The following is a 25,024-nucleotide window of genomic DNA, read 5'->3' as shown; positions in this document are numbered from 1 at the left end:
GGCCCCGTCACCGTGCCCGCACGCTGCCGGCCCCGAGCGGGGCGGGAGACCACCCGCCCCGCTCGGTCACGCCTCGCGCGTGCCCGCGTACATCTCCTCGATGAGGTCCTTGTACTCGCGCTCCACCACCGGGCGCTTCAGCTTCAGGCTCGGGGTGATCTCGCCGTGCTCGACGTCGAGGTCGCGCGGCAGCAGGCGGAACTTCTTGATGGTCTGCCAGCGCTGCAGGCCCTCGTTGAGCTGCTTGATGTAGCCGTCGACCATCTCGACCGTGGCCGGCGCGGCGACGATCTCCGCGTACGGCTTGCCCTCCATGCCGTTCTCGGCGGCCCATGCCGTGATCGCGACCTCGTCGAGGGCGATGAGGGCGGTGCAGTAGTTCCGGTCGGCGCCGTGCACCAGGATGTTGGAGACGTACGGGCACACCGCCTTGAACCGGCCCTCGACCTCGGCGGGCGCGATGTACTTGCCGCCGGAGGTCTTGATCAGGTCCTTCTTGCGGTCGGTGATGCGCAGATAGCCGTCGGGCGAGAGCTCGCCGATGTCGCCGGTGTGGAACCAGCCGTCGTCCTCCAGCACCTCGGCGGTCTTCTCGGGCAGGTTGTGGTAGCCCTGCATGATGCCGGGGCCGCGCAGCAGGATCTCGCCGTCGTCGGCGATGCGCACCTCGGTGCCGGGCAGCGGCTTGCCGACGGTGCCGGTGCGGTAGGCCTCGCCGGGGTTGACGAAGGAGGCCGCGGAGGACTCGGTGAGGCCGTAGCCCTCCAGGATGTGGATGCCGGCGCCGGAGAAGAAGTAGCCGATCTCGGGGGCGAGGGCGGCCGAGCCGGAGACGCAGGCGCGCAGGTTGCCGCCGAAGGCCTCGCGGATCTTGGCGTAGACGAGCTTGTCCGCGACGGCGTGCTTGGCGCCGAGGCCGAAGGGGACGCTCGCGGTGCCGGTGCGGCGGAAGTTGTCCTGGGCGACCTTGGCGTACTCGCGGGCGATGCCGGCGGCCCACTGGAAAATCTTGTACTTGGCGCCGCCGCCGGCCTTCGCCTTGGCCGCGACACCGTTGTAGACCTTCTCGAAGATGCGGGGGACGGCCGCCATGTAGGTCGGCTGGACCACGGGCAGATTCTCGATGATCTTGTCGACGCGGCCGTCGACGGCGGTGACGTGACCGACCTCGATCTGGCCGGAGGTGAGCACCTTGCCGAAGACGTGCGCGAGCGGCAGCCACAGGTACTGCACGTCCTCGCCGCTGACCAGTCCGGTCGCGGCGATCGCCTTGGCCATGTACGCCCAGCAGTCGTGCGGCAGGCGCACGCCCTTGGGGCGGCCGGTGGTGCCGGAGGTGTAGATGAGGGTGGCGAGCTGGTCCTTGGTGATCGCGGCGACCCGCTCCTCGACCAGCTCCGCGTCCTTGGCCAGCCGGGCCCCACCGCGCCGCTCCAGCTCGGCGAGGGTGATCACCCAGTCGTCGGTCTCGACGCCGGCCGCGTCGACGACCACCACCTGGATCAGCTCGGGCAGCTCGGCGCGCCGCTCCACCGCCTTGGCGACCTGCGCGGCGTCCTCCGCGATGAGCACCCGGCTCTGGGAGTCCGAGAGGATGTAGGCGGACTCCTCGGCGTTGGTCTGCGGGTAGATCGTGGTGGTGGCGGCGCCCGCGCACAGGATGCCGAGGTCGGCGAGGATCCACTCGACGCGCGTCGACGACGCCAGCGCGACCCGCTCCTCCGGCTGTACACCCAGCTCGATCAGCCCGGCCGCGATGGCCTGGACCCGCTCGGCGGTGCCCGCCCAGGTCAGCGACTTCCAGTTGTCCGGGCCCTCGCCCGAGGCGGACGGGACCGGGTAGCGGTAGGCCTCGGCGTCCGGTGTGGCCGCCACACGCTCCAGGAAGAGGGTCGCCACGCTCGGCGGACGGTTCTCGATCAGTGTCTGTGTGTCGCTCACGACATCCTCCGGGCCCGCGACGGTGCGGCTGGCTCAGTGCGGCTGGGTTTCCCTCGCGTCGTTGTTTAACTCGCGAGTAACTATCGAGCACGGACAGAGTAAGGGTCGATCGGCCACCGCGTAAGGGGCCACGGCCTGTCACTTCGTACAGACAGCTACCCCGTGTACGCGCGGGGGCCCGCCGCACGCGCGTGCGACGGGCCCCTGTTCCGCCCGGTTCGCGGAGTGACCCGCAGTAACCCCGGCTACTTCTTGCTCTTGCCCGATCCCGCGCTGTCATCGCTGGACAGGACCGCGATGAAGGCCTCCTGCGGAACTTCCACGGAACCCACCATCTTCATCCGCTTCTTGCCTTCCTTCTGCTTCTCCAGCAGCTTCCGCTTGCGGGAGATGTCACCGCCGTAGCACTTGGCGAGGACGTCCTTGCGGATGGCGCGGATGGTCTCGCGGGCGATGACCCGCGAGCCGATGGCGGCCTGGATGGGCACCTCGAAGGCCTGGCGCGGGATGAGTTCGCGCAGCTTGGCGACGAGCCGCACCCCGTACGCGTACGCCGCGTCCTTGTGGGTGATCGCGGAGAACGCGTCCACCTTGTCGCCGTGCAGCAGGATGTCCACCTTGACCAGGCTGGAGGTCTGCTCGCCGGTGGGCTCGTAGTCGAGGGAGGCGTAGCCGCGGGTCTTGGACTTCAGCTGGTCGAAGAAGTCGAAGACGATCTCGGCGAGCGGCAGGGTGTAGCGGATCTCGACCCGGTCCTCGGAGAGGTAGTCCATGCCGAGCAGCACACCGCGCCGGGTCTGGCACAGCTCCATGATCGAGCCGATGAACTCGCTGGGCGCCAGGATGGTGGCGCGCACGACCGGCTCGTACACCTCGCCGATCTTCCCCTCGGGGAACTCGCTCGGGTTGGTGACGATGTGCTCGCTGCCGTCCTCCATGACCACGCGGTAGACCACGTTCGGCGCGGTCGCGATCAGGTCGAGGCCGAACTCGCGCTCCAGCCGCTCGCGGATCACGTCCAGGTGCAGCAGGCCGAGGAAGCCGACGCGGAAGCCGAAGCCGAGGGCGGCGGAGGTCTCCGGTTCGTAGACCAGGGCGGCGTCGTTGAGCTGGAGCTTGTCGAGGGCCTCGCGCAGCTCCGGGTAGTCCGAGCCGTCCAGCGGGTAGAGGCCGGAGAACACCATGGGCTTGGGGTCCTTGTAGCCGCCGAGCGCCTCCTGGGCACCCTTGTGCTGGCTGGTGACGGTGTCACCGACCTTCGACTGGCGGACGTCCTTCACACCGGTGATCAGGTAGCCCACCTCGCCGACGCCGAGGCCGTCGGCGGGCAGCATCTCCGGGGAGTTGGTGCCGATCTCCAGCAGCTCGTGGGTCGCGCCGGTGGACATCATCCGGATCCGCTCGCGCTTGTTGAGCTGGCCGTCGATGACACGGACGTACGTCACGACACCGCGGTAGGAGTCGTAGACCGAGTCGAAGATCATCGCGCGGGCGGGGGCGTCCTTGACGCCGACCGGGGCGGGGATCTCGGCGACCACCTTGTCCAGCAGCGCCTCGACGCCCAGACCGGTCTTCGCGGACACCTTGAGGACGTCGTCGGGGTCGCAGCCGACCAGGTTCGCCAGCTCCTCGGCGAACTTCTCCGGCTGCGCGGCCGGCAGGTCGATCTTGTTGAGCACCGGGATGATCGTGAGGTCGTTCTCCATCGCCAGGTAGAGGTTGGCGAGGGTCTGGGCCTCGATGCCCTGGGCGGCGTCGACCAGCAGGATCGTGCCCTCGCAGGCGGCGAGCGAGCGGGAGACCTCGTAGGTGAAGTCGACGTGCCCCGGGGTGTCGATCATGTTGAGGATGTGCGTGTCGCTCTTGTCGTGGGTCGGGGCCCACGGCAACCGCACCGCCTGGGACTTGATCGTGATGCCGCGCTCGCGCTCGATGTCCATGCGGTCGAGGTACTGAGCGCGCATCTGCCGCTGCTCGACCACTCCGGTCAGCTGGAGCATCCGGTCGGCGAGCGTGGACTTGCCGTGGTCGATGTGCGCGATGATGCAGAAATTGCGGATCAGCGCCGGGTCGGTACGGCTCGGCTCGGGCACATGGCTGGGGATCGCGGGCACGCAGGGTCCTGATTCTTGAGGCGTCCGCATACGTGTGCTTGTGCGTCTGCGGTCTCGGGTCGGATCGATACGTAGCCTCCATGGTCCCACGGGTGGCGACCCGGAACGGGTTTGGGCCACCGAATGGGCCGCTGGTAGTGTGGGGGCTGTGTCTCATGCCCTCTCAGCGCGAGGCACACCCCAAGAAATCACCCGGTGCGGGATCCGCGCGGAATCCGAGCGGCCCTCGTGCCAGAACCTGTAGAGGCTCATTCGTGGCGAACATCAAGTCCCAGATCAAGCGGAACAAGACCAACGAGAAGGCCCGGCTGCGCAACAAGGCCGTCAAGTCCTCTCTGAAGACCGCGATCCGCAAGGCCCGCGAGGCCGCCGCCGCGGGTGACACCGAGAAGGCCACCGAGTACCAGCGCTCCGCCGCTCGTCTGCTCGACAAGGCCGTCTCCAAGGGCGTCATCCACAAGAACCAGGCCGCCAACAAGAAGTCGGCGCTGGCTCAGAAGGTCGCGGCCGTCAAGGGCTGAACAACCCTTTGATCTGACCGTCGGCGGGACTCCGGGCGGGCCCTCTCTCATCCGCCCCCGGCCGGCACCCCGAGCTCGTACGCGGCCTGCGTTCGCCACGCGGGTACGGGCTCACACGCTTCAGTCGAAGGCCCCGGTGCCGTCCTTCCCCAGGACGGGCAACCGGGGCCTTCCGGCGTTCCCGGTCCTCCCGGTCCTCCCGGCCCCCGGTCCTCCCGGTCCTCCCGGTCCTCCCGGTTCTCCCGGTCTGGCCAGCGCGGTCCGTCGGGCGGCGTCGGTCCGTGGGGCGGCGGTCCGTGGGGGGGCGGCGGTCCGTGGGGCGGCGGTCCGTGGGGCGTCGGCGGTCCGTGGGGCGGCGGTCCGTGGGGCGGCGGTCCGTGGGGCGTCGGCGGTCCGTGGGGCGGCGGTCCGTGGGGCGGCGGTCCGTGGGGCGGCGGTCCGTGGGGGGCGGCGGTCCGTGGGGCGGCGGCTGTCAGCCCCGGCCGCGCGAGCGGGCGGCCCGGGCGATCGCGACCACCGCCTTCTCCAGGGCGTACTCCGGGTCGTCCCCGCCGCCCTTCACCCCCGCGTCCGCCTCGGCGACCGCGCGCAGCGCGACGGCCACGCCGTCCGGGGTCCAGCCGCGCATCTGCTGCCGCACCTGGTTGATCTTCCACGGCGGCATGCCGAGATCGGCGGGACGGGCGCCCGGCGCCGACTGCAGCTTGCCGATGGCCCGTACGCCCTGCGCCAGCGCGCTGACGATCCTCACCGGCGGCTCCCCGGTGGCGAGCGACCACCGCAGCGCCTCCAGGGCCTCCACGAGCTTCCCCTCCACCGCCCGGTCCGCGAGGGTGAAGTTCGAGGCCTCCGACCGCCCGGAGTAGTACCGCCCGACGACCGCCGCGTCGATCGTCCCCTCGATGTCGGCGACGAGCTGGGACACGGCCGAGGCCAGCTCCCGCAGATCACTGCCCAGGGCGTCCACGAGCGCCTGGCACGCGTCCGGTGTGGCCGACCTCCCCGCCGTGCGGAACTCGCCCCGCACGAAGGACAGCCGGTCCGTGGCCTTCGTCATCTTCGGGCACGACACCTCCCGCGCCCCCGCCTTGCGCGCCGCGTCGAGCAGCCCCTTGCCCCTGACACCGCCCGCGTGCAGCAGCACGAGGGTGATCTCCTCGGCGGGCGCCGTGAGATACGCCTTCACGTCCTTGACGGTGTCGGCCGACAGGTCCTGCGCATCGCGTACGACGACGACCTTGCGCTCCGCGAAGAGCGACGGGCTGGTCAGCTCGGCGAGGGTGCCGGGCTGGAGCTGGTCCGGTGTCAGGTCACGGACGTCCGTGTCGGCGTCGGCGGCCCTCGCGGCGGCCACCACCTCCCGCACGGCGCGGTCGAGCAGCAGGTCCTCCTGGCCCACGGCGAGCGTCACCGGGGCGAGGGGGTCGTCGGATGCGGATTTCCTGGCCATCGCGACAAGCATCCCACGCGCCACCGACAACACCGCCGGGCCCGCGACCGCTTCGCCGGGCCCCGTGAGCCCGGAGTCCATGAGCCGGGGCCCGTGAGCCGGGGGCCCGGAAGCCGGGGGCCCGGGGCCCGTGAGCCGGGGCCCGGAAGCCGGGGGCCCGGGGCCCGTGAGACTAGGGCTCCTCGCGCCAGCCGTCCCACCCGGCCACGAACTCGTTCAGCTCCTCGGGGTCGAGCCTCCCCGGCTCGTCCCGCAGGACGACGAGCCACTGCGCGTCCTCCGCGTCGTCCTCCCCCGCCAGGGCGTCCCGCACCAGCCGCGGCTCCTCGTCCACGCCGAACCGCTCCCCGAGGGCCTCGGCCACCTCCTCCGCGGCATCACGGTCGGGCAGCACCAGCACATGTCGCACATCACTCACCCGGCCATTGTCCGGCACCGGGGTCGGCCGCCGGTCAGGCCGGTCACGCCCTCCGTCACGCCGGTTCCACCGGTCCCGCCGGTCGGGCTCTCAGTGCCGCGTCACCGCCAGTCCTTCGCTCCCCTCCCCTCCGCCCGTCACCGCCAGCGCCCCGTCCCGGTCCGTGCGCAGCACCGTCGCGCCCCCGGCGCGCAGTGCGGCGACCGTGCCCGGGGCCGGATGGCCGTACGGGTTGTCCTCCCCCGTGCTGATCAAGGCCAGCCGCGGGGCGGCCCGGCGCATGAGCTCCGGATCCTGGTACGCCGAGCCGTGGTGGGCGACCTTGAGGACGTCCACACCGGCCAGTCTCCGGCCGGCCGGTGATCTCGCCAAGGCGCGCTGGGAGGGGGGTTCGAGGTCCCCGAGCAACAGCAGACGCAGGCCGGCCGTGCGGACCAGCATGGCCACGCTGGCGTCGTTCGGGCCCGCCGGGCCAGCCGGGCCCACCAGCCCTCCCGGGCCTGCCGGGCCAGCCGGGCCTTCCGAGCCCACCGGGCCTCCCGGGCCTCCCGGATGCGGAGGGCTCGGCGGAGGCCACACCACCTCCCAGGACAGCTCCCCCGTGCGCCGCACCTCACCGGCGACGGCGTGCGTCACCGGAATCCGCCGGGCGGCCGCCAGCCGCCGTACGAACGCGGCCTGGTCGGCCGGCTCTTCGAGGTCCGTCGTCCCGATGGCGCCCACCGCCCGTCCGCGCAGTACGCCGGGCAGGCCCGCCACGTGGTCGGCGTGGAAGTGGGTCAGTACGACGAGGGGCACCCTGGTGATGCCCAGCGAGCGCAGGCAGCGGTCCACCAGGACCGGGTCGGGTCCCGCGTCCACGACCACGCCGGCGTCGTCGCCCGCCGCCAGCACCATCGCGTCGCCCTGCCCCACGTCGCACAGCACCAGCCGCCAGCCCGGCGGCGGCCAGCCCGTGATCACCCGGGCCAGCGGCGGTGGCCGCAGCACGACGAGCACCAGCACGAGGGCGCAGACGCCGCACCACCACGGGTGTCCGAGCAGCCGCCGCCCCACGAGGAGCGCGCCCAGGGTGACGGCACCGAGTGCCGCCGCTCCGGCCCAGCCGCCGGGCCAGTCCACTCCCGCGCCGGGCAGCGCCGCCCCCGTCCTGGCCACCCACGCGATCCACTCCGTGGGCCAGCCCGCGCACCAGGCCAGTGCCTTCGCCGCCGGCATCGCCACCGGCGCCGTCGCCAGGGCCAGGAAGCCCAGCACCGTGGCCGGCGCGAGGGCGAACTCCGCGAGCAGGTTGCACGGGATCGCCACCAGGCTCACCCGCGCCGCGAGCACGGCGACCACCGGCGCGCACAGCGCCTGCGCGGCGCCCGCCGCGGCCAGCGCCTCGGCGAGACGAGGCGGGACCCCGCGCCGCCGCAGCCCCGTGCTCCAGCGCGGAGCGAGTGTGAGCAGCGCGCCGGTGGCCAGCACGGAGAGCAGGAAGCCGTAACTGCGGGCCAGCCACGGGTCGTACAGCACCAGGAGCAGGACGGCCGTCGCCAGCGCGGGGATCAGGGATCTGCGGCGGCCGGTGGCGAGGGCGAGCAGGGCGACGCAGCCGCAGGCGGCGGCCCGCAGCACGCTGGGATCCGGCCGGCACACGACGACGAAGGCGAGGGACAGCGCCGCGCCCAGCACGGCCGTGGACCGCAGGGAGATGCCGAGGCGTGGGGCGAGTCCCCGGCGCTCGACGTGCTGCGCGAGGCCGGGCGGGCCGAGGAGCAGGGCGAGGAGGATCGTGAAGTTGGCGCCGGAGACGGCGAGCGTGTGCGTGAGGTCGGTCTCCCTGAACGCCTGGTCGAGGTCCGGGGCGATCCTCGCGGTGTCGCCCACGACCAGCCCGGGCAGCAGTGCCCGCGCGTCCGCCGGCAGCCCGTCGGTGGCTTCCCGCAGTCCGGCCCGCAGCCGTCCCGCCAGCCGCTGCGGCGCCGACGGCTCCCCGGCCACCTCCGGTCCGCCCCGGCCCTTCACCCGCAGCACCGCCGCGAAACGGTCACCGCCCGCCATCGCCGGCGCGAGCCGCGCCTCGACGCGCAGACGGGTGGAAGGGAGCAGGGCGAGCCAGGGGGCGGCCGCGCCGCCGCGCGTGGTGCGCCCGGACGGGCCCGTGTCGACGATCAGCAGGACGGGTGCCCTGGTCTCCACCTCCGTGCCGCCGGTCCTCGCCACGCGTCGCACATCGGCCTCGATCAGGACGGACGGTGGAGCCATGTGGGGTCCGCCGGCCCTGGGCCTGGTGAGCCGGGGATCGGCGGTGATCTCGACTTCCGCGGTGACCCCGGCGTACTCCCGGGCCGGCCCGGTCACGGCGTCCCGCCGCAGGTCCGAGCCGTGCAGCCCCGCCGATCCGGCGGCCGCGGCGACGCAGAACAGCACGGCGGCACCGGCGTGGGCGGCGGCCCGTCCCCGCTCGGTCAGCCGGCTCCGCGCCAGCAGGAGGACTCCGGCCGTCGTCAGGGAGCCGAGCACGGCGCCCGCCACCCATCCGGGCGGGGCGTGCAGCATCACTGCCGCCGTGGCCCAGGCGGCCAGCGCGGGCGGAACCAGCCGGAGGTCCGTCGGGCCCTCCTGCCTCGGGTGCGCCGCCCCGAGCCGCTTCCCGGAGGCGGCGTGGACCCGGCGCCGGACGGTGGGCTCCAGGGGCGGTGACGCCGACTGCGGCTCGGTGTGCGACGGCATCGGCCGCGGCTCCGCGCGCGAAGGGGCCGCTGTGTCCGTGGTCCCGGTCCTCATGGCCGTACGAGGTTGCGGAGATCCGCGAAGCGGCGGTCGCCGATGCCGTTGACCTCGCGCAGTTCGTCCACCGAGCGGAAACCGCCGTTCCGGGTGCGGTAGTCGACGATGTGCTGGGCCAGTACGGGGCCGACGCCGGGCAGGGTGTCCAACTGGTCCAGGGTGGCGGTGTTGAGGGACACCGGCACGGCGGGCCCGGCTCCGGCCGCCGTACCGGCGCCGCCGCCACTGCCGCCGGAGGCCGTTCCGCTGCTGGCAGCTCCTGGTGCTGCGGCGGGTGTGGGGCCTCCGACGACCACCTGCTCGCCGTCGACGAGGAAGCGGGCGCGGTTGAGGGTGTCGGTCCTGGTGCCGGGGCGCACGCCCCCGGCCGCGCGCAGCGCGTCCTCGACCCGCGAACCCGCCGGCAGGCGATGGGTCCCCGGGTCGCGCACCTTGCCGCTGACGTCGACCACGATCTCCGGGGCCGCCGAACCGTCGGTTCCCACCCCGCCGGCCGGCGTCCGCGGCCGGCCGCTCTCCCCCTCCGTCCGCTCCCCGTGGGGGACGGCCGCCCGGACCACCTCCGGTGCCCGCACCGGCTGGGTCCGTCCCGCCCAGAAGTGCTGCACGGCGAAGCCCACGGCGACCACGAGCAGCACCGACAGCGCGATCACGCTCCGCCGCTCCATCCCGCACCGCGCCTGCACCCACACCGGCAGACGCTCCCGCAGCGCGAGCCCGATCCGCTCCCGGCGCCGCCCCTCCGCAGCCCGCGGTGCGGCGGCTCCCCGGCGGGGCTCGACGTCCGCAGCTCCCTCGTCGCCCCCCACCGTGACCGCGCCACGGCCGGACGACGGGGCCGCCGAACGCCCCACAGTCGTGGAGGAGTCGGGACGTGGGATGCGGCGTGCGCCGCGCACCGCCCAGCTCGGTACCCGCCGGACGGTCCCGGCGGCCCCGTCGCCCCCGCCCTCGTCGAACAGTGACTCCGCGCGACGCCGCAGTTCCTCCGCCGCCGCCCGGCGGTCCCGGTGCCGGTCGCGTGGCCGGCCGCCACGGGATCCGGTGGGCCGGCGGTGGCGCGCCCGGCCGTCGGAGGCGGGACCGCGGCCCGGACCGCTGGTGGGCGTCGCTGTGCGTGAGCGTGATCGAAGTGCCATGGCAGGAGGATCCGGCACCCCGGCCCACCCGCGATGATCTTGCCCGATTCCTGGGGATCACCGGCCGGTTGTGGACAACTCCGTCACCCGCACGGGTAACGGAAGCCGGGGGCCACGCGGCCCGCCGTCTCAGCGGGCCGAGACCACGACCCCCAGCAGCCCGGGCCCCGTGTGCGCCCCGATCACCGCGCCCACCTCGCTGACGTGCAGGTCCGCCAGGCCCGGCAACCGGGTCCGCAGCCGCTCCGCGAGCGCCGACGCCCGTTCCGGGGCGGCGAGATGGTGGACGGCGACGTCGACCTGCCCGCGCCCGGCCTGCTCGGCCGCGATCTCCTCCAGCCGGGCGATCGCCTTCGACGCCGTACGGACCTTCTCCAGGGGTTCGATGCGCCCGCCCGACAGTTGCAGCAGCGGCTTCACCGCGAGGGCCGAGCCCAGCAGGGCCTGCGCGGCGCCGATACGGCCGCCGCGCCGCAGGTAGTCGAGGGTGTCCACGTAGAAGTAGGCCGAGGTGCCCGCCGCGCGTTTCTCCGCCGCCGTGACCGCCTCGTCCACCGTGCCGCCCGCGTCCGCGGTCCGCGCCGCGGCGAGGGCGCAGAAGCCGAGCGCCATCGCGATCATGCCGGTGTCCACCACCCGCACCGGCACCGGCGCCTCGCGGGCGGCGACGACCGCCGCGTCGTGGGTGCCGGAGAGTTCGGCGGAGAGGTGGAGGGAGACGATGCCGGTCGCTCCGGACTCGGCGACCCTGCGGTACGTCTCGGCGAAGACCTCCGGGCCGGGCCGGGAGGTCGTGACCGGGCGCCGCTTCTGCAAAGCCTGGGCGAGGGAGCGGGTGGAGATCTCGGTGCCCTCTTCGAGCGCGCGGTCGCCGAGAACCACGGTCAGGGGTACCGCCGTGATGCGGTGCCGCTCCATCGTCCGGGCCGGCAGGTAGGCCGTGGAATCGGTGACGATCGCGACATGGCGGGACATGAGCTGGAGGTTACCTGGCGTAGTGCCCGTGCGGCAGCCCGGCCCCGCGGGCCGGGTGCGGCCGTGTCCGGATCAAGTGGTGCTCTCGGGGCGGGGCTTCTTCTGCCAGGGGTAGGTGGGACGCGGTGCGGGCGGGGTGATGGCGGGCCGCTCTGGCTCCTTCTCCGGCTCGCGCGCCCCGGCCGTCCCCGAGGTCTCCGGTCGGGTCTGCCCGGCCGAGGGGGCGTCGGCGGAGGCTTCGGGCCAGGGCGGCGGTGTCGGGCCGGGCTCCGTGGTGGTCCAGTGCCGCAGGGCGCCGGCCTCCATGTCGATCTGCTCGCTCAGGGTGTCCAGGTCGTCGGACGCGAAGTGGCGGGCGCGGTCGCGGGCGGCCCAGCGCAGGGAGTCGGCGGCACTCGTGACGCGCTCGGTGCGCTCGCGCAGGTCGGGCAGCCGCTCGGCGAGCGTGGCACGGTCCGGCTCGGACTCCAGCCGCCTGAGCTCGCCGTCCAGTTCATAACCGTGCGCGCTGAGCCGCTGGAAGAGGCCGAGCGACTCCTTGAGGGAGCTGTCCTCGGCGACGGCGGCCTCCAGCGCCTCCTGGGTGGCCCGCATCGAGGTGCGCAGCTTCAACCTCAGCTGGGCGATCTCACCGGCCGGTCCGGGCTGGGCGAAGGCCTTGGCCCTCAGGGTGTGGTCCTCCACCGTGCGGCGGGCCTGGGTGAGGTGGCGGTCGGCGCTGCGCTTGGCGGCACCGACGACCTTCACCGTGGCGTACACGCCGAGCACGACGAAGAGCACGAAGAGCAGGGCGACCACTGCGAACACCGTCTCCACGAAGCTCCTCCTGCGGGCCTTCTCGCTGTCCGGGCGCACTTCGCGCCGCTCTTCAACGGTAAACGCAACGGGCAGGCCCGGAGTTCCTGACCAACCCCGAACCTGCCCGTAGGGGACCACCCGGACCCGGGACCCGCCCGACGGATCACGCCAAGCCCCGGCCACGCCGAACCCCGGGACCCGCCCGGCGGATCACGCCGCACGGCCCCCGCGGCTCACCTCACGCCGTAACGATGTTCACCAGCTTCGGCGCCCGCACGATGACCTTGCGGATCGCGGCGCCGTCCAGCGCCGCGACGACCCTGTCGTCGGCCAGCGCGGCCTTCTCCAGCTCCTCCTGCGAGATGCCCGGCGCCACCTCCAGCCGCGCCTTGACCTTGCCCTTGATCTGCACGACACAGGTCACGGTCTCGTCGACCACGTACGCCGGGTCGGCCACCGGGAAGTCCTGGTGGACGACGGAGTCCGTGTGGCCCAGCTTGCGCCACAGCTCCTCGGCGATGTGGGGGGCCAGCGGGGCGACCAGCAGCACCAGGGACTCCGCGACGGTGCGCGGCAGCGCGCCCTGCCGCTTGGTCAGGTGGTTGTTCAGCTCGGTGACCTTGGCGATGGCGGTGTTGAAGCGCATGCCCTCCAGGTCGCCGCGCACGCCGTCGATCGCCTTGTGCAGGGCGCGCAGGGTGTCCTCGTCGACGTCACCCCCGTCGACGACGGTGACCTCGCCGGTCGTCTCGTCGACGATGTTGCGCCACAGCCGCTGCAGCAGCCGGAACTGGCCGACCACCGCGCGGGTGTCCCACGGCCGGGACACGTCCAGCGGGCCCATGGCCATCTCGTACAGGCGCAGCGTGTCGGCGCCGTACTCGGCGCAGATCTCGTCCGGAGTGACCGCGTTCTTCAGGGACTTGCCCATCTTGCCCAGCAGCCGGGAGACCTTCTCGCCCTGGTACCAGTAGGCGCCGTCGCGCTCCTCCACCTCGGCGGCCGGCACGGCGATGCCACGGCTGTCGCGGTAGACGTAGGCCTGGATCATGCCCTGGTTGAACAGCTTGTGGAAGGGCTCCGCGGACGACACGTGGCCCAGGTCGAACAGGACCTTGGACCAGAAGCGCGCGTACAGCAGGTGCAGCACGGCGTGCTCGGCGCCGCCGACGTACAGGTCGACACCGCCGTGCGGCATGCCCTCGCGCGGGCCCATCCAGTACTGCTCGACGGCCGGGTCGACCAGCTTCTCGCCGTTGCGCGGGTCCAGGTAGCGCAGCTCGTACCAGCAGGAACCGGCCCAGTTGGGCATGGTGTTGGTCTCGCGGCGGTACTTCTTCGGCCCGTCGCCCAGGTCCAGGGTGACGTTGACCCAGTCCTCGTTGCGCGACAGCGGCGTCTCGGGCTGGGTGTCGGCGTCGTCCGGGTCGAAGGTGCGCGGGGAGTAGTCCTCGACCTCGGGCAGCTCCAGCGGCAGCATCGACTCGGGCAGCGCGTGGGCGACGCCGTCCTCGTCGTAGACGATCGGGAAGGGCTCGCCCCAGTAGCGCTGCCGGCTGAACAGCCAGTCGCGCAGGCGGAAGTTGACGGTGCCCTCGCCGTGGCCCGTGCGCTCCAGCCACTCGATGATGCGCGTCTTGGCCTCGGCGACGCCCAGGCCGTCCAGGGAGACCTCGTCGTTCGACGAGTTGATGATCTTCGCGTCGTAGGAGGCGAAGGCGTTCTCCCAGGTGGAGGGGTCCGTGCCGCGGTCGTCGGTGGGCTCGACGATGCAGCGGACCGGCAGTTCGAAGGCCCGCGCGAACTCGAAGTCGCGCTGGTCGCCGGCCGGTACGGCCATGATCGCGCCGGTGCCGTAGCCCATCAGGACGTAGTCGGCGATGAAGACGGGGACCTGCTCGCCGTTGACCGGGTTGGTGGCGTACGCGCCGATGAAGACGCCGGTCTTGTCCTTGGCCTCGGCCTGCCGCTCGACGTCGGACTTCGAGGCGGCCTGCGCGCGGTAGGCGGCGACGGCCTCGGCCGGGCTCGCGTGGCCGCCGGTCCACACCTGGTGGGTGCCCTCGGGCCAGGCGGCCGGGGTGAACTTCTCCACCAGCGGGTGCTCGGGCGCCAGCACCATGTAGGTGGCGCCGAACAGGGTGTCGGGGCGGGTGGTGAAGACGGTGATGTTCTCGCCGTCGATGGGGAAGTCGACGCGGGCGCCCTCGGAGCGGCCGATCCAGTTGCGCTGCTGCAGCTTGATGGCCTCGGGCCAGTCCAGGGCGTCCAGGTCGTCCAGGAGGCGGTCGGCGTAGGCCGTGATGCGCATGTTCCACTGGCGCAGCTTGGCCTTGAAGACGGGGAAGTTGCCGCGCTCGGAGCGGCCCTCGGCGGTGACCTCCTCGTTGGCCAGCACGGTGCCCAGGCCGGGGCACCAGTTGACGGGCGCGTCGGAGGCGTAGGCCAGGCGGTACTCGCCCAGGACGTCGGCGCGCTCGCCCTCGCTCAGCTCGGCCCAGGAACGCCCGCCGGGCAGCGCGCGCTCACCGGACTCGAACCGCTCGACCAGCTCGGCGATCGGGCGGGCCCTCTTCGCCTCGTCGTCGTACCAGGAGTTGAAGATCTGCAGGAAGATCCACTGGGTCCACTTGTAGTAGTCCGGGTCGATCGTGGCGAACGACCGGCGCTTGTCGTGGCCCAGGCCCAGCCGGCGCAGCTGGGCCTTCATGTTCTCCATGTTGGCCTCGGTGGACACGCGCGGGTGCGTGCCCGTCTGCACCGCGTACTGCTCGGCGGGCAGGCCGAAGGCGTCGAAGCCCAGGGTGTGCAGGACGTTGTGCCCGGTCATGCGCTGGAAGCGGGCGAAGACGTCGGTGGCGATGTAGCCCAGCGGGTGTCCGACGTGCAGACCCGCACCGGAGGGGTACGGGAACATGTCCATGATGAACTTCTTGGGCTTGGCGGCGGTCTCCGGATCGTCCGCCAGGTCGCCGCTCGGGTTGGGCGCGGCGTACGTGCCGTCGGCGTCCCAGAAGTCCTGCCAGCGTGCCTCGATCTCGGCCGCCAGAGCGGCCGTGTAGCGGTGCGGCGCGGCCTCCGCGGCTGCGGGGTTCGTCTCGCTCATGATCCTCAATGCTCCATCGATCGTCTCTGCCTGCTGCTGCGGTGCCGGAAATGAAAAATCCCCTCGCACAGGAGGGGACGCCGCGCCGATTCCGACCGGCCTGTCACCGGCGGTCGGGACTGATCAGCGCGGCCCGCTAAGCAGAAGGCGTACGGCACGCATGGCGCCAGGGTACCGCAGTCGTCGATCCGGCCGCGACGCGCCGGTCGCGCCGGTGACGCCGTCCCGTCAACGCGGGGTTACTTCGCGTAACTGCCACTAAGGGACATCACAACGAGCGGATCGTCATTTGGTAACAGCGCAATAACTCAAACCTCGTACTCCCCGGTATGACGCGCTCTAGAGTTCGGCAGCGGGACCGCTTTACCGAACCTTTCGGAGTTGCCCCATGAACTTCCGCGCAGACAGCAGCCCACCCCCCGCACGGGGCCGGTCGGCTGCGGCCGAGCCCTGCCCGCTTCGCCTCGTGACGCCGGGAGGCAGGTCGTGAGGCCGGACGACAGCACGGCGGACGACTGGCTCGCCGAGTTCCTCACCTTCGGTGTGGGCGTCCTGTCGCTGGTCTGCCTGAGCTGCTCGGTGATCTGGGGACTCGTCGCCCAGGACCGGATCCTGCTCGGCCCCCGCCAGCGGATCCTGGCGCAGGCGGTGCACCGCACGACCGCGGTCGCCTCGATCGTCTTCCTCGTACTGCACATCGGCATCAAGCTCGCCCAGGAGCACACCACGTGGATCGCCGCGGTGATCCCCTTCGGGCTGCTCCTCACCGACGACGAGGTGGTCACCGGCCGGGCCTTCCTCATCGGGCTCGGCACCCTCGCCGGCCTGCTGATGTTCTTCGTCGGCATCACCGGTGTGCTGCGCAACCGGTTCGCCTCCCCGGCCCCGGTCGCGGCCCGCTGGCGGGCGATGCACATGCTGGCGTACCCGGCCTGGTGCGCCGCGCTGGTGCACGGCCTGTACGCGGGCCGGGCCGCGAAGCCCGTCTTCGTGATCCTCTACGGGCTGTCCGTGGCCGGCGTCACGGCGGCCCTGGTGCTGCGCGCCTCCCCGCGCCCGGTCAAGCGCAGAATCGCCGACCGGATCACCACGCTGCTCGGCCCCGCCGACCAGCGCGACCGCGACAGCCTGGAGGAGAGCAGGTCCCGCGCGGCCGAGTCCCCCCTGCCCGGCTACGGGGGCCGGCGCGCCTCCGCGCGAGGCGAGGGGCGACCGCGCGGAGAACGCCCGTTGTTCGAGACCGCCGAACGGGCCGCCGCCCCGGAACCGGCGAACGGCTTCGCGGCCGCCTACCGCGCGGTCTCGACGCCCGGCCGGCCGGCCCGGGACACGCCCCTCACCGAGGGGACCGCCCGCATGGAGCTGCCCCCGGACCTCCAGCGCACGGAGGCGATCCCGCGCGTGGACGGCCCGTCCAGCACCTCCGGCAACTGGCCGATCCCCTCCCCGCCGCCGGTCGGCGAGGCCCCGCCGTCGGCGTACGACCCGCTCAACGACACCGGATACACCATCCCGGCCTACGACAATCCGGTCGGCTCGGGCTACGGCTCGAGTGATGTGTACGACACCGCTGAGACGAACACCCTCTACGGCACGTACAACCCGAACGACACGTACAACAGCGGTCCCGCCACTGAAACACTCCCCGGTGCGTCGCCCTCGTCGTCCTACGACTTCGACGCACCGGGTTCGGGCGAACCTTGGAACACGCCTTCCGGAGGCTTTAAGTGAACGAGGCCCTGCCCGACGTACCCGAAGTCCGCGTGGTCGGTCTTCCCCAGCTCACGTCGGGCTTCGACCTTGTCGACCGGCTCGATCTGCCCATGCACCTCAAGGTGCACGGGCCGCTCGAGCCCCTGGGCGGTGAGCAGCTCGCGCAACTCGCCGAACGCATCAACCTCAGGGGCCGCGGCGGCGCGGGCTTCCCCTTCCACAAGAAGCTGCGCTCGGTCGCCGAATCGGCGATCAAGCGCGGTGTCCGGCCGGTCGTCGTCGTCAACGGCAGCGAGGACGAACCGGCCTGCCGCAAGGACACGGTGCTGATCAACCGTGCCCCGCACCTCATCCTGGACGGCGCGCTGCTGTGCGCCGAGGCCATGGGGGCCCGCACGCTCGTGGTGGGGGTCACCCGGGAGTCCACGCAGCGCTCCATGGAGGCCGCGCTCGCCGAACGCGGCCTGAACAACGGGCGCCGCTCGGTGCTGCGCGCCCGCGTGCAGCGCAACCCGGTCCGCATGGTCACCGGCGCCGCGGCCTCCCTGATCCGCTCCATCGACGGCGGCCCGGCCGTCCCGCCGGGCCGCAAGGTCAGCGCCTCGCGCAGCGGCGTCGGCGGCGCGCCCACCCTGCTGTCGAACGCCGAGACCTTCGCCCAGCTCGCCATCGCCGCACGCATCGGCCCGGAGCGCTACGGCAACACCGGCCTGTACGACGAGCCGGGCACCGTGATGCTCACGGTGTCCGGCGCGGTGGCCCGCCCCATGGTGATCGAGGTGCCGACGGGCGTACCGCTGCGGTACGTCCTGCAGCTCGCCGGGGCGCCGCCGGTGCCGCAGGGCGTGCTGACGGGCGGTTACCACGGCAAGTGGATCGACGCGGCGACCGTCGACGAGGCGATCGTCTCCCGCAACTCCCTGGACGCGGTGGGCGGTTCGCTGGGCGCGGGCGCGATCCTGCCGATCAGTCAGGACACCTGCCCGCTGGGCGAGTCGCTGCGGGTGGCGCAGTGGCTCGCCGAGGAGAGCGCGGGCCAGTGCGGCCCCTGCTACCTGGGACTGCCGGCCGCGGCGCGCGGTCTGGAGGACATCCTCAACGGCGGCGGGCCGGCCGCCCTGGAGGCGGTCAAGCAGGTCGCCAGGAACGTGAAGCGGCGGGGGGCGTGTTCGCACCCCGACGGTTCCGCGATGTTCCTGGAGTCGACCCTCAAGGCGTTCACCGACGACCTCGCCGCCCATGTCCTCGGCAACGGCTGCGGACGGCCCGTGGCGGGCGTCCTGCCGCTCTTCGAGGGGGGCAGGGCCCCCACGGGCATCCCGGGCGGCGGCGGGGAGGAGAACGGGCCCAGCCGCCAGAAGATCTACGTCGACTGGACGCTGTGCCGGGGCCACGGACTGTGCGCGGACATCCTCCCCGAGGTGTTCCAGCTCGGCGCGGACGGCTTCCCCACGGTGGCCCAGGCGCAGGTGCCGCGCTTCGCCGAGGCGAAGGCGCTGCGCGCGGTGCGCCGCTGCCCGGCGCTGGCCCTGCGCATCGAGGACGAGACGCCCCAGGCCAAGGCGCCCTCCCGGAATCTGCCGGTGCTCTCGCAGGGCCGCGGCCGGCGGGCCCTGGGCCGCTGAGGCGGCGCCCTCACTCCGGTGAGGGCGCCATCGGCGACGGCCACAACGAGAGAGGGCGGACCATCCGTTCGGATGGTCCGCCCTCTACTTCCGTGGAGCTAAGGAGAATTGAACTCCTGACCTCCTGCATGCCATGCAGGCGCTCTACCAACTGAGCTATAGCCCCTTGTCCTGCTCCGCCCGGTTTCCCCGGCGGCGACGCCAACTTTACACGGTCGACCCGGGCCAACACCAAATCGGTTTCGCTTCGCCCGCCTCTGCCCGATATGCCCGCGCCGGGCTCAGGCGGTCACGAACGAATAGAAGCGTTTGAGCGTGCAGTGCTCTTCCAGCAGCCGGCCGTAGATCGGCTCCCCTTCGAGTTCGCGGTACGTCTCGATGGGGTCGCCTTTTATGATCAGCGCCCGCGCGCACTCCTCGCACCAGTACTGGTAGTCGGCGTTGACCGGTTCCATGTCCCGGACGATCGGCGTTCCACTGCCGCACCAGTCGCACTTCCGCCTGTGTGCACCCATCGTTCAGCTCCGGCTGTGGCCGCAGGCCGTGCACATGGAGGAGATCCCGCCGTGGTCACCGCGGAGCCGGGCGCCGTGGGCGCGACCGGGGGAAGGACGGCCGGGGCGGGTCGTGGTCCGTCGCGTGGACACCGATCCGAGAAGGTGGTCGACCTCCTCGTGGATGCTCGCAGGCATCACAACTCCCTCCCGTCGGGCCGCGCCCCCTTCCGGCCGTTTGATTCTGCCACGACCGGACCGACACGGTCAGCGACGCCGGGGTACCGGTCGGGACACGGCCCCGCGCCTCGCCGACGTATACGTCCGGCGGAGCCGGACCGCTCAGGTGCGGGAACGAAAAATCCCGCCTCCCTGAGGGAGACGGGATCTTCGTCACGTGGAGCTAAGGAGAATTGAACTCCTGACCTCCTGCATGCCATGCAGGCGCTCTACCAACTGAGCTATAGCCCCGAGTGCCACGCGACGCGGCCACTTGGTGTTTCGCCCCGCTCGGCGGGGCGAACAAGAAGAACTTTAGCCTGCGACCTGCCAGAAAGTGAAATCCGGGTCCCGGGGCGTCCCGGGCCGGATCGGGAGCCCCTCAGTCGTCGTCGCCGAGCACCGGCTCGGGCAGGGTGCCGGCGTTGTGCTCGAGCAGCCGCCAGCCGCGGGCGCCCTCGCCGAGGACGGACCAGCAGCAGTTGGTGAGGCCGCCCAGGCTCTCCCAGTTGTGCGGCTGGAGGCCGAGCAGCCGTCCGATGGTGGTGCGGATGGTGCCGCCGTGGCTGACCACGACGAGCGTGCCGTCCTCCGGGAGCTTCTCGGCGTGCCGCAGCACCACGGGGGCGGCGCGGTCGGCGACCTCGGTCTCCAGCTCGCCACCGCCCCGGCGGACCGGCTCACCGCGCTTCCACGCGGTGTACTCGTCGCCGTGCCTGGCGATGATCTCGTCGTGCGTCAGGCCCTGCCAGACGCCCGCGTAGGTCTCCCGCAGGGCCTCGTCGTGGGTGACCTCCAGGCCGGTGAGCGCGGCGAGCTCGGCGGCGGTGGCCGCGGCCCGCTTCAGGTCGGACGCGACGATCGCGTCCGGCCCGAGGCCGGCCAGGAGACGGGCGGCGCGACGGGCCTGGGCGACGCCCGTGTCGGTGAGCTCGACGTCGGTGGTGCCCTGGAAGCGCCGCTCCACGTTCCACGAGGTCTGGCCGTGCCGCCACAGGATGACGCGGCGGCCCCGGCCCGCGGAGCCGCTCACCTCACCGGTGGCGCTCACCGCCACTCACCCCCCGGCTCGGTCGCCTCCTCGGCCTCCTGCAGCCGGGCGTGCTCGGCTGCCTTGCCACGGGTGGCCTTGGCGTCCTCGGGCAGCTCCAGCTCGGGGCAGTCCTTCCACAGCCGCTCCAGGGCGTAGAAGACACGCTCCTCGCTGTGCTGGACGTGGACGACGATGTCGACGTAGTCGAGGAGCACCCAGCGGGCCTCGCGGTCGCCCTCGCGGCGGACCGGCTTGGCGCCGAGCTCCTTGCTCAGCCGCTCCTCGATCTCGTCGACGATGGACTTGACCTGGCGGTCGTTGGGCGCGGAGGCCAGCAGGAAGGCGTCGGTGATGGACAGCACGTCACTGACGTCGTAGGCGACGATGTCGTGCGCGAGCTTGTCGGCGGCCGCCTGCGCGGCGGTGGTGACGAGCTCCAGGGAACGGTCGGTTGCGGTCACTACAAGGCTTTCGGTCGGCGGTCACTTGCCCTCAAGGGTCTCACGGACCGCCGGGCGCACCCCACGCGATGACGGAGGGTGCGCCCGGAACACGCCGGGCGGCTACGAACCGGGGTCATAGTCCTGGCCGAGGACCACCGAGACGCGGGCGTTCGCGGAGACCTTGCCCTGGGTGACGGCGTCGGCGCCCAGCCCCAGGGTCTTGGCGACCTCGGTGGCGTTCTCCTTCTCGGCGGCGTCCGCGTAGACGACCTGGGAGGCGGTCTCGGGGGCACCGGCGGTGCCGGCGTCCCGGAAGGTGAAGCCGCCGTTGAGGAGCACCACGCGGGCCTTCTCGGTGTGGTCCCTCACACCGGTGGCGTTGCGCACGGAGACGCTGACGGCGGCGTCCTTGTCGGGGCTCTTCGCGGTGCCGCCGAGCACGTCCTCGACCACGTCGTCGCTCGCCTGCGCGGTGAGCGTGCCGTCGTCCTGCACGGGCAGCAGGGCGGTCCTGTGGTCGCCGCCCTTGGCGAGATCGGAGAGCCGGGCCAGGAAGGAGCCCAGGTCCTTGTCGGTGAGGGGCGGCTCGATGATCTGCCCGAGGGTCTGGATGGTGACCGTGGCGGCGTCCGGGTCGGAGGTCATCTTGCGCAGGACGCCGTGCAGCACCTGCCCGAACCGCTCCAGCTGGGCGTTCTGGTCCTCGCCGGGCGCGCGGTGGGTGGCGTAGGCGACGGCGGCCTTGCCGCCGAGGGTGCGGTTCTCGCCCTCGCGGACCAGGGGCGCCTCGCCCTTCTCGGCGTCCGGGTCGGGCACGTCGGTGTCGGCGTCGATCTCGATGTTGCCGACGAGGTCGACGAGGGTGAGCAGGAAGGGGGTGTCCAGCCGCCAGGTGCCCTCGATGTCGGTGCCGAGGACGGTGTCGATCGCGGTCCTGGTGCCCTCGGAGCCGTCGTCCTCGACGGACTTGGCGAGCGTGGTGGTGCTGCCGTCGTCGCCGGTGAGGGCGAGGGAGTTGGGCAGCAGGACGGTGGTGCCCTGCTTGGTGGTGGTGTTGTCGACGAGCAGGGCGGTGGCCGTGCCGCCGTTGGTGGTGTCGTGCAGGTGGACGACGATCACGTCCCGCTTCTGGGCGCCCGCGGCCGTCGTGGTGCCCGTGTCCGGGTCGGAGGCGGACAGTCCGGGCAGCTTCCCGGCGTACCAGAGGTAGCCGACGCCGCCGACGGCGACCAGGGCGAGGACCACGACCAGGGCGACGATCCGGCTGCGGGCGCGCCGCCTGGCCTCCTCGCGCCGCTCGGTGCGGTTCTCGGTGAACGCGAGCCAGTCGATGACGTCCTCGGAGTCGCCGTCGGGCTCCTCCACGAAGGCGAACTGCTCGGTGCGGTACTCCGGTGCGGTGTCGTCGGCGGCGGTGTCGTCGTCGACCGGGCCGGCCTGCTGCGGGATGTGGGCGGTCTGCTCGGCCGCCCGGGGCTGCTGTTCGGGGCCGGTCTGCGCGCTCTGCCCGTAGGGGTCGTACGGGGCGCCCTGGCCGCCCTGGCCGCCGCCGTAGGGGTCGTAGGAGCCGTAGGAGGTGTCCTGCGGCTGCTGCGGCACCCCGGTGCCGGTCCCGTACGGGTCGTACGCGGGCTGCTGGTGCCCGCCCGTGGCGTACGGGTCGTAGCCGTAGCCCTGCTGCCCCTGCTGCTGGTAGCCGTCGTACTGCTGAGGCTGGTGGGGCTGCTGTGTCTGCTGGAACTGCTGGATCTGCTGGTCCGTGGCCTGGCGGTAGACGGGCCGGCCGTACTCGTCGTAGCCGACGAGCTCGTACGGGGCGGCCCCGTCGGTCCCGTACCCCGCGTCGTATCGGTCGTTCACCGGTGCCCCTCTCGGCTCACTCGCCGCGGTACAGCTCGCGCTTGTCGATGTAGCGCACGACTCCGTCCGGCACCAGATACCAGACGGGTTCTCCCTTGGCGACCCGCGCGCGGCAGTCCGTCGAGGAGATGGCGAGGGCGGGGACCTCGACGAGCGAGACGCCCCCCTCGGGCAGGCCCGCGTCGGTCAGGTGGTGGCCGGGCCGGGTCACGCCGATGAAGTGTGCCAGGGAGAACAGTTCCTCGCTGTCGCGCCAGGTGAGGATCTGGGCGAGGGCGTCGGCGCCGGTGATGAAGAACAGGTCCGTGTCCGGGTTGAGCGCGCGCAGGTCGCGCAGTGTGTCCACGGTGTAGGTGGGGCCGCCGCGGTCGATGTCGATGCGGCTCACGGAGAACTGCGGGTTCTCGGCGGTCGCGATGACCGTCATCAGGTAGCGGTCCTCGGCCGCGGAGACCGCGCGGTGGCTCTTCTGCCAGGGCTCGCCGGTGGGGACGAAGACCACCTCGTCGAGGCGGAACTGCGCGGCGACCTCACTGGCCGCCACCAGGTGCCCGTGGTGAATCGGGTCGAAGGTGCCGCCCATGACGCCGAGTCGGCGCTTGCCCTGCTGCGCCGGGCCGTTGCCGGGACCGGTAGGCATGTCCTGCTCTCCCATGCGTGCAGACCCTACCGGCCCGGCCCGAATGCCCCGGTGGCCAGGGCGGCCCGCGGCGGGCTCAGCGGTCGCGGTTGAAGCGGGTGGTGATCCACAGCAGGAGCAGCAGGGCGAGCAGGGCGCCGCCACCGGTGACGTAGGGGCTGAGGCTCTCGTGGTTGCCGCTGTGCTCTCCGCCCTCGGCGGCGAGGGTGACCAACTGGGCAGCGGTGCTGGGGAAGCTCATCTTCGGCAGGACCTATCGCGAGGGGGCGGGACAAAGACGTCCGCTCATCGTAAGCGGGCGCCTCGGCGCCGATCACGCCGACTCCGCCGTTGCGGGGCGCGGGCGGGCCACCGGGGCGCCGGGGCGGGCAACCGTCGGGGGCCGTCAGTCGTCCTTCCGCCTGTAACCGCGCAACAGGAACCACGCGGTGAGCACACAGCCCACCACCATCACGATGAGAATCACCCGGAGCACGATCCCCGCACCTCCTCGTCCGGACCGCCGTCCGCGCTGCCCATCCACGGTAACTCCGCCTAGGCTGGGCCTCGCCGCGGGGGAACGAAGGGCCGCACAAGGGGCCGCAGGGGCCACTGAGACGCACATGGGGGAAACATGTCCGACGGCCAGCAGCACCACGGGCACGAGAGCGTGCCGAGCAGGCAGCGCAGGCGCTTCCCCGGGATCTCCTCGCGTGCCTACGAACATCCGGCCGACCGCTCGGCGCTGGTGGCGCTGCGCAAGCTGAGCGGCTTCGACACGGTCTTCAAGGCCCTGAGCGGCCTGCTGCCCGAGCGCAGTCTGCGGCTGCTGTTCCTGTCCGACTCGGTGCGGGTCTCGGACCGGCAGTTCGCGCACCTCAACGACATGCTGCGGGACGCCTGCCACATCCTGGACCTGGAGAAGGTCCCCCCGATGTACGTCAACCAGGACCCGAACCCGAACGCGATGTGCATCGGCCTGGACGAGCCGATCATCGTGGTGACCACGGGCCTGGTGGAGCTGCTCGACGAGGAGGAGATGCGGGCGGTCGTCGGGCACGAGGTCGGGCACGCGCTGTCCGGGCACTCGGTGTACCGGACGGTCCTGCTGTTCCTGACGTCGCTGGCGGTCCGGGTCGCCTGGATCCCGCTGGGCAACTTCGCGATCATGGCGATCGTGACCGCGCTGCGCGAGTGGTTCCGCAAGTCGGAGCTGTCCGCGGACCGCGCGGGGCTGCTGGTCGGGCAGGACCTGCGGGCCTCCATGCGCGGCCTGATGAAGATCGCGGGCGGCAACCACCTGCACGAGATGAACGTGGACGCGTTCCTGGAGCAGGCCGACGAGTACGAGGCCGGGGGCGACCTGCGCGACTCCGTGCTGAAGATCCTGAACGTGCTGCCCCGCTCGCACCCCTTCACCACCGTGCGCGCGGCGGAGCTGCAGAGGTGGGCCGCCACCCGGGACTACCAGCGGATCATGGACGGTCACTACCCGCGCCGCGACGAGGACAAGGACGCGTCCGTACGGGAGACGTGGCGGGAGTCGGCGAGCAGCTACGCCGGTGACGTGCGGACCTCAAAGGACCCGCTGATGAAGCTGGTCAACGACATCGCGGGCGGTGCGGGTGACCTGGGTGACCGGGTCCGCCGCGGCTTCGGCGGCTTCACGTCCTCGGCGCCGAGGCCCCCGCGCGGTCCGCAGGAACCGGGCACGGCGTCCGGCGGCGGGGGCACGGGGGACGAGGAGCCGCCGCGCGACGGCGCGTGAGGCCGTGCGGGGC

General features: G+C 72.5%; 19 protein-coding genes and 2 tRNA genes. 4 read left to right on the top strand and 17 right to left on the bottom strand.

Annotated elements, in window-relative coordinates:
- Positions 1 to 66: 66 nt before the first annotated feature.
- Positions 67 to 1,941 carry an AMP-dependent synthetase/ligase gene (locus FHX78_RS22955; RefSeq protein ID WP_145869299.1) on the bottom strand — a complete coding sequence of 625 codons (1,875 nt, stop codon included), beginning with the start codon at positions 1,939 to 1,941 and terminating at the stop codon, positions 67 to 69.
- A gap of 245 nt (positions 1,942 to 2,186) precedes the next feature.
- Entirely contained in the window at positions 2,187 to 4,055 is a 1,869-nt protein-coding gene (lepA, locus tag FHX78_RS22950) for a translation elongation factor 4 (RefSeq protein WP_145869298.1), read from the bottom strand.
- A 254-nt stretch (positions 4,056 to 4,309) separates the two neighbouring features.
- Here lepA and rpsT point away from each other — a divergent pair, with 254 nt between their 5' ends.
- A complete protein-coding gene (gene rpsT, locus FHX78_RS22945) occupies positions 4,310 to 4,576 on the top strand; it encodes a 30S ribosomal protein S20 (protein ID WP_145869297.1) in 267 nt (88 codons plus the stop codon).
- 472 nt (positions 4,577 to 5,048) lie between these two features.
- Here rpsT and holA read toward each other — a convergent pair whose 3' ends face one another.
- The 7 genes from holA to leuS all read right to left on the bottom strand — a co-directional run bounded on the left by holA (position 5,049) and on the right by leuS (position 15,237).
- On the bottom strand, positions 5,049 to 6,026 hold the full coding sequence (gene holA, locus FHX78_RS22935; protein WP_189908611.1) for a DNA polymerase III subunit delta: 978 nt from the start codon (positions 6,024 to 6,026) through the stop codon (positions 5,049 to 5,051).
- Positions 6,027 to 6,198: 172 nt separating this feature from the next.
- Complete coding sequence (locus FHX78_RS22930; protein WP_145869295.1) at positions 6,199 to 6,444, bottom strand: hypothetical protein; 246 nt, start codon at positions 6,442 to 6,444, stop codon at positions 6,199 to 6,201.
- A 90-nt stretch (positions 6,445 to 6,534) separates the two neighbouring features.
- Positions 6,535 to 9,162 carry a ComEC/Rec2 family competence protein gene (locus FHX78_RS22925; protein WP_229923985.1) on the bottom strand — a complete coding sequence of 876 codons (2,628 nt, stop codon included), beginning with the start codon at positions 9,160 to 9,162 and terminating at the stop codon, positions 6,535 to 6,537.
- 50 nt (positions 9,163 to 9,212) lie between these two features.
- Positions 9,213 to 10,358, bottom strand: a complete 1,146-nt coding sequence (locus tag FHX78_RS22920; RefSeq protein WP_189908612.1) for a ComEA family DNA-binding protein — start codon at positions 10,356 to 10,358, stop codon at positions 9,213 to 9,215.
- 129 nt (positions 10,359 to 10,487) lie between these two features.
- A complete protein-coding gene (locus tag FHX78_RS22915; RefSeq protein ID WP_145869293.1) occupies positions 10,488 to 11,333 on the bottom strand; it encodes a DegV family protein in 846 nt (281 codons plus the stop codon).
- A 72-nt stretch (positions 11,334 to 11,405) separates the two neighbouring features.
- Positions 11,406 to 12,149, bottom strand: a complete 744-nt coding sequence (locus tag FHX78_RS22910) for a hypothetical protein (RefSeq protein WP_145872113.1) — start codon at positions 12,147 to 12,149, stop codon at positions 11,406 to 11,408.
- Positions 12,150 to 12,369: 220 nt separating this feature from the next.
- A complete protein-coding gene (gene leuS / locus FHX78_RS22905; protein ID WP_145869292.1) occupies positions 12,370 to 15,237 on the bottom strand; it encodes a leucine--tRNA ligase in 2,868 nt (955 codons plus the stop codon).
- A gap of 486 nt (positions 15,238 to 15,723) precedes the next feature.
- Between leuS and FHX78_RS22900 the strand changes: the two genes are divergently transcribed.
- Complete coding sequence (locus FHX78_RS22900) at positions 15,724 to 16,968, top strand: cytochrome b/b6 domain-containing protein (RefSeq protein WP_145869291.1); 1,245 nt, start codon at positions 15,724 to 15,726, stop codon at positions 16,966 to 16,968.
- A complete protein-coding gene (locus tag FHX78_RS22895; protein WP_145869290.1) occupies positions 16,965 to 18,575 on the top strand; it encodes an NADH-quinone oxidoreductase subunit NuoF family protein in 1,611 nt (536 codons plus the stop codon). Before FHX78_RS22900 ends, FHX78_RS22895 begins: the two co-directional genes overlap by 4 nt.
- A 93-nt stretch (positions 18,576 to 18,668) precedes the next feature.
- Here FHX78_RS22895 and FHX78_RS22890 read toward each other — a convergent pair.
- The 8 genes from FHX78_RS22890 to FHX78_RS36860 form a co-directional block, all read right to left on the bottom strand.
- Positions 18,669 to 18,741: transfer RNA gene (locus FHX78_RS22890), tRNA-Ala, on the bottom strand.
- Positions 18,742 to 18,856: 115 nt separating this feature from the next.
- Positions 18,857 to 19,090 carry a hypothetical protein gene (locus tag FHX78_RS22885; RefSeq protein ID WP_005479297.1) on the bottom strand — a complete coding sequence of 78 codons (234 nt, stop codon included), beginning with the start codon at positions 19,088 to 19,090 and terminating at the stop codon, positions 18,857 to 18,859.
- Between the two features lie 377 nt (positions 19,091 to 19,467).
- Positions 19,468 to 19,540: transfer RNA gene (locus FHX78_RS22880), tRNA-Ala, on the bottom strand.
- A gap of 130 nt (positions 19,541 to 19,670) precedes the next feature.
- The gene (locus FHX78_RS22875) at positions 19,671 to 20,345 is read right to left on the bottom strand and encodes a histidine phosphatase family protein (RefSeq protein WP_189908613.1); all 675 of its coding nucleotides are present in this window, start codon (positions 20,343 to 20,345) and stop codon (positions 19,671 to 19,673) included.
- Positions 20,336 to 20,782 carry a ribosome silencing factor gene (rsfS, locus tag FHX78_RS22870; RefSeq protein ID WP_145869288.1) on the bottom strand — a complete coding sequence of 149 codons (447 nt, stop codon included), beginning with the start codon at positions 20,780 to 20,782 and terminating at the stop codon, positions 20,336 to 20,338. Before rsfS ends, FHX78_RS22875 begins: the two co-directional genes overlap by 10 nt.
- Before the next feature lie 102 nt (positions 20,783 to 20,884).
- Positions 20,885 to 22,624, bottom strand: a complete 1,740-nt coding sequence (locus tag FHX78_RS22865; RefSeq protein WP_145869287.1) for an LCP family protein — start codon at positions 22,622 to 22,624, stop codon at positions 20,885 to 20,887.
- Positions 22,625 to 22,640: 16 nt separating this feature from the next.
- Complete coding sequence (gene nadD / locus FHX78_RS22860; protein WP_145869286.1) at positions 22,641 to 23,279, bottom strand: nicotinate-nucleotide adenylyltransferase; 639 nt, start codon at positions 23,277 to 23,279, stop codon at positions 22,641 to 22,643.
- Between the two features lie 61 nt (positions 23,280 to 23,340).
- Positions 23,341 to 23,505, bottom strand: coding sequence for a hypothetical protein (locus FHX78_RS36860; protein ID WP_167531824.1), 165 nt, complete (start codon positions 23,503 to 23,505; stop codon positions 23,341 to 23,343).
- A gap of 372 nt (positions 23,506 to 23,877) precedes the next feature.
- Here FHX78_RS36860 and FHX78_RS22855 point away from each other — a divergent pair, with 372 nt between their 5' ends.
- Positions 23,878 to 25,011: a M48 family metallopeptidase gene (locus FHX78_RS22855; RefSeq protein ID WP_145869285.1), complete on the top strand. Its 1,134-nt coding sequence runs from the start codon at positions 23,878 to 23,880 to the stop codon at positions 25,009 to 25,011.
- Positions 25,012 to 25,024: the final 13 nt, after the last annotated feature.

Origin of the sequence: Streptomyces capillispiralis (genome assembly GCF_007829875.1) — a bacterium.
In the GTDB taxonomy this organism is placed as follows: Bacteria; Actinomycetota; Actinomycetes; order Streptomycetales; family Streptomycetaceae; genus Streptomyces; species Streptomyces capillispiralis.
Note: the sequence above shows the minus strand (reverse complement) of the source record. Positions and strands in the feature narration are given on the sequence as shown.

Coding starts and splice junctions, on each gene's coding strand:
- FHX78_RS22885 (WP_005479297.1), bottom strand. CDS start 19,090: ATGGGTGCACACAGGCGGAAGTGCGACTGGTGCGGCAGTGGAACGCCG.
- holA (WP_189908611.1), bottom strand. CDS start 6,026: ATGGCCAGGAAATCCGCATCCGACGACCCCCTCGCCCCGGTGACGCTC.
- FHX78_RS36860 (WP_167531824.1), bottom strand. CDS start 23,505: ATGAGCTTCCCCAGCACCGCTGCCCAGTTGGTCACCCTCGCCGCCGAG.
- FHX78_RS22920 (WP_189908612.1), bottom strand. CDS start 10,358: ATGGCACTTCGATCACGCTCACGCACAGCGACGCCCACCAGCGGTCCG.
- nadD (WP_145869286.1), bottom strand. CDS start 23,279: ATGGGAGAGCAGGACATGCCTACCGGTCCCGGCAACGGCCCGGCGCAG.
- FHX78_RS22925 (WP_229923985.1), bottom strand. CDS start 9,162: ATGCCGTCGCACACCGAGCCGCAGTCGGCGTCACCGCCCCTGGAGCCC.
- FHX78_RS22915 (WP_145869293.1), bottom strand. CDS start 11,333: ATGTCCCGCCATGTCGCGATCGTCACCGATTCCACGGCCTACCTGCCG.
- leuS (WP_145869292.1), bottom strand. CDS start 15,237: ATGAGCGAGACGAACCCCGCAGCCGCGGAGGCCGCGCCGCACCGCTAC.
- FHX78_RS22855 (WP_145869285.1), top strand. CDS start 23,878: ATGTCCGACGGCCAGCAGCACCACGGGCACGAGAGCGTGCCGAGCAGG.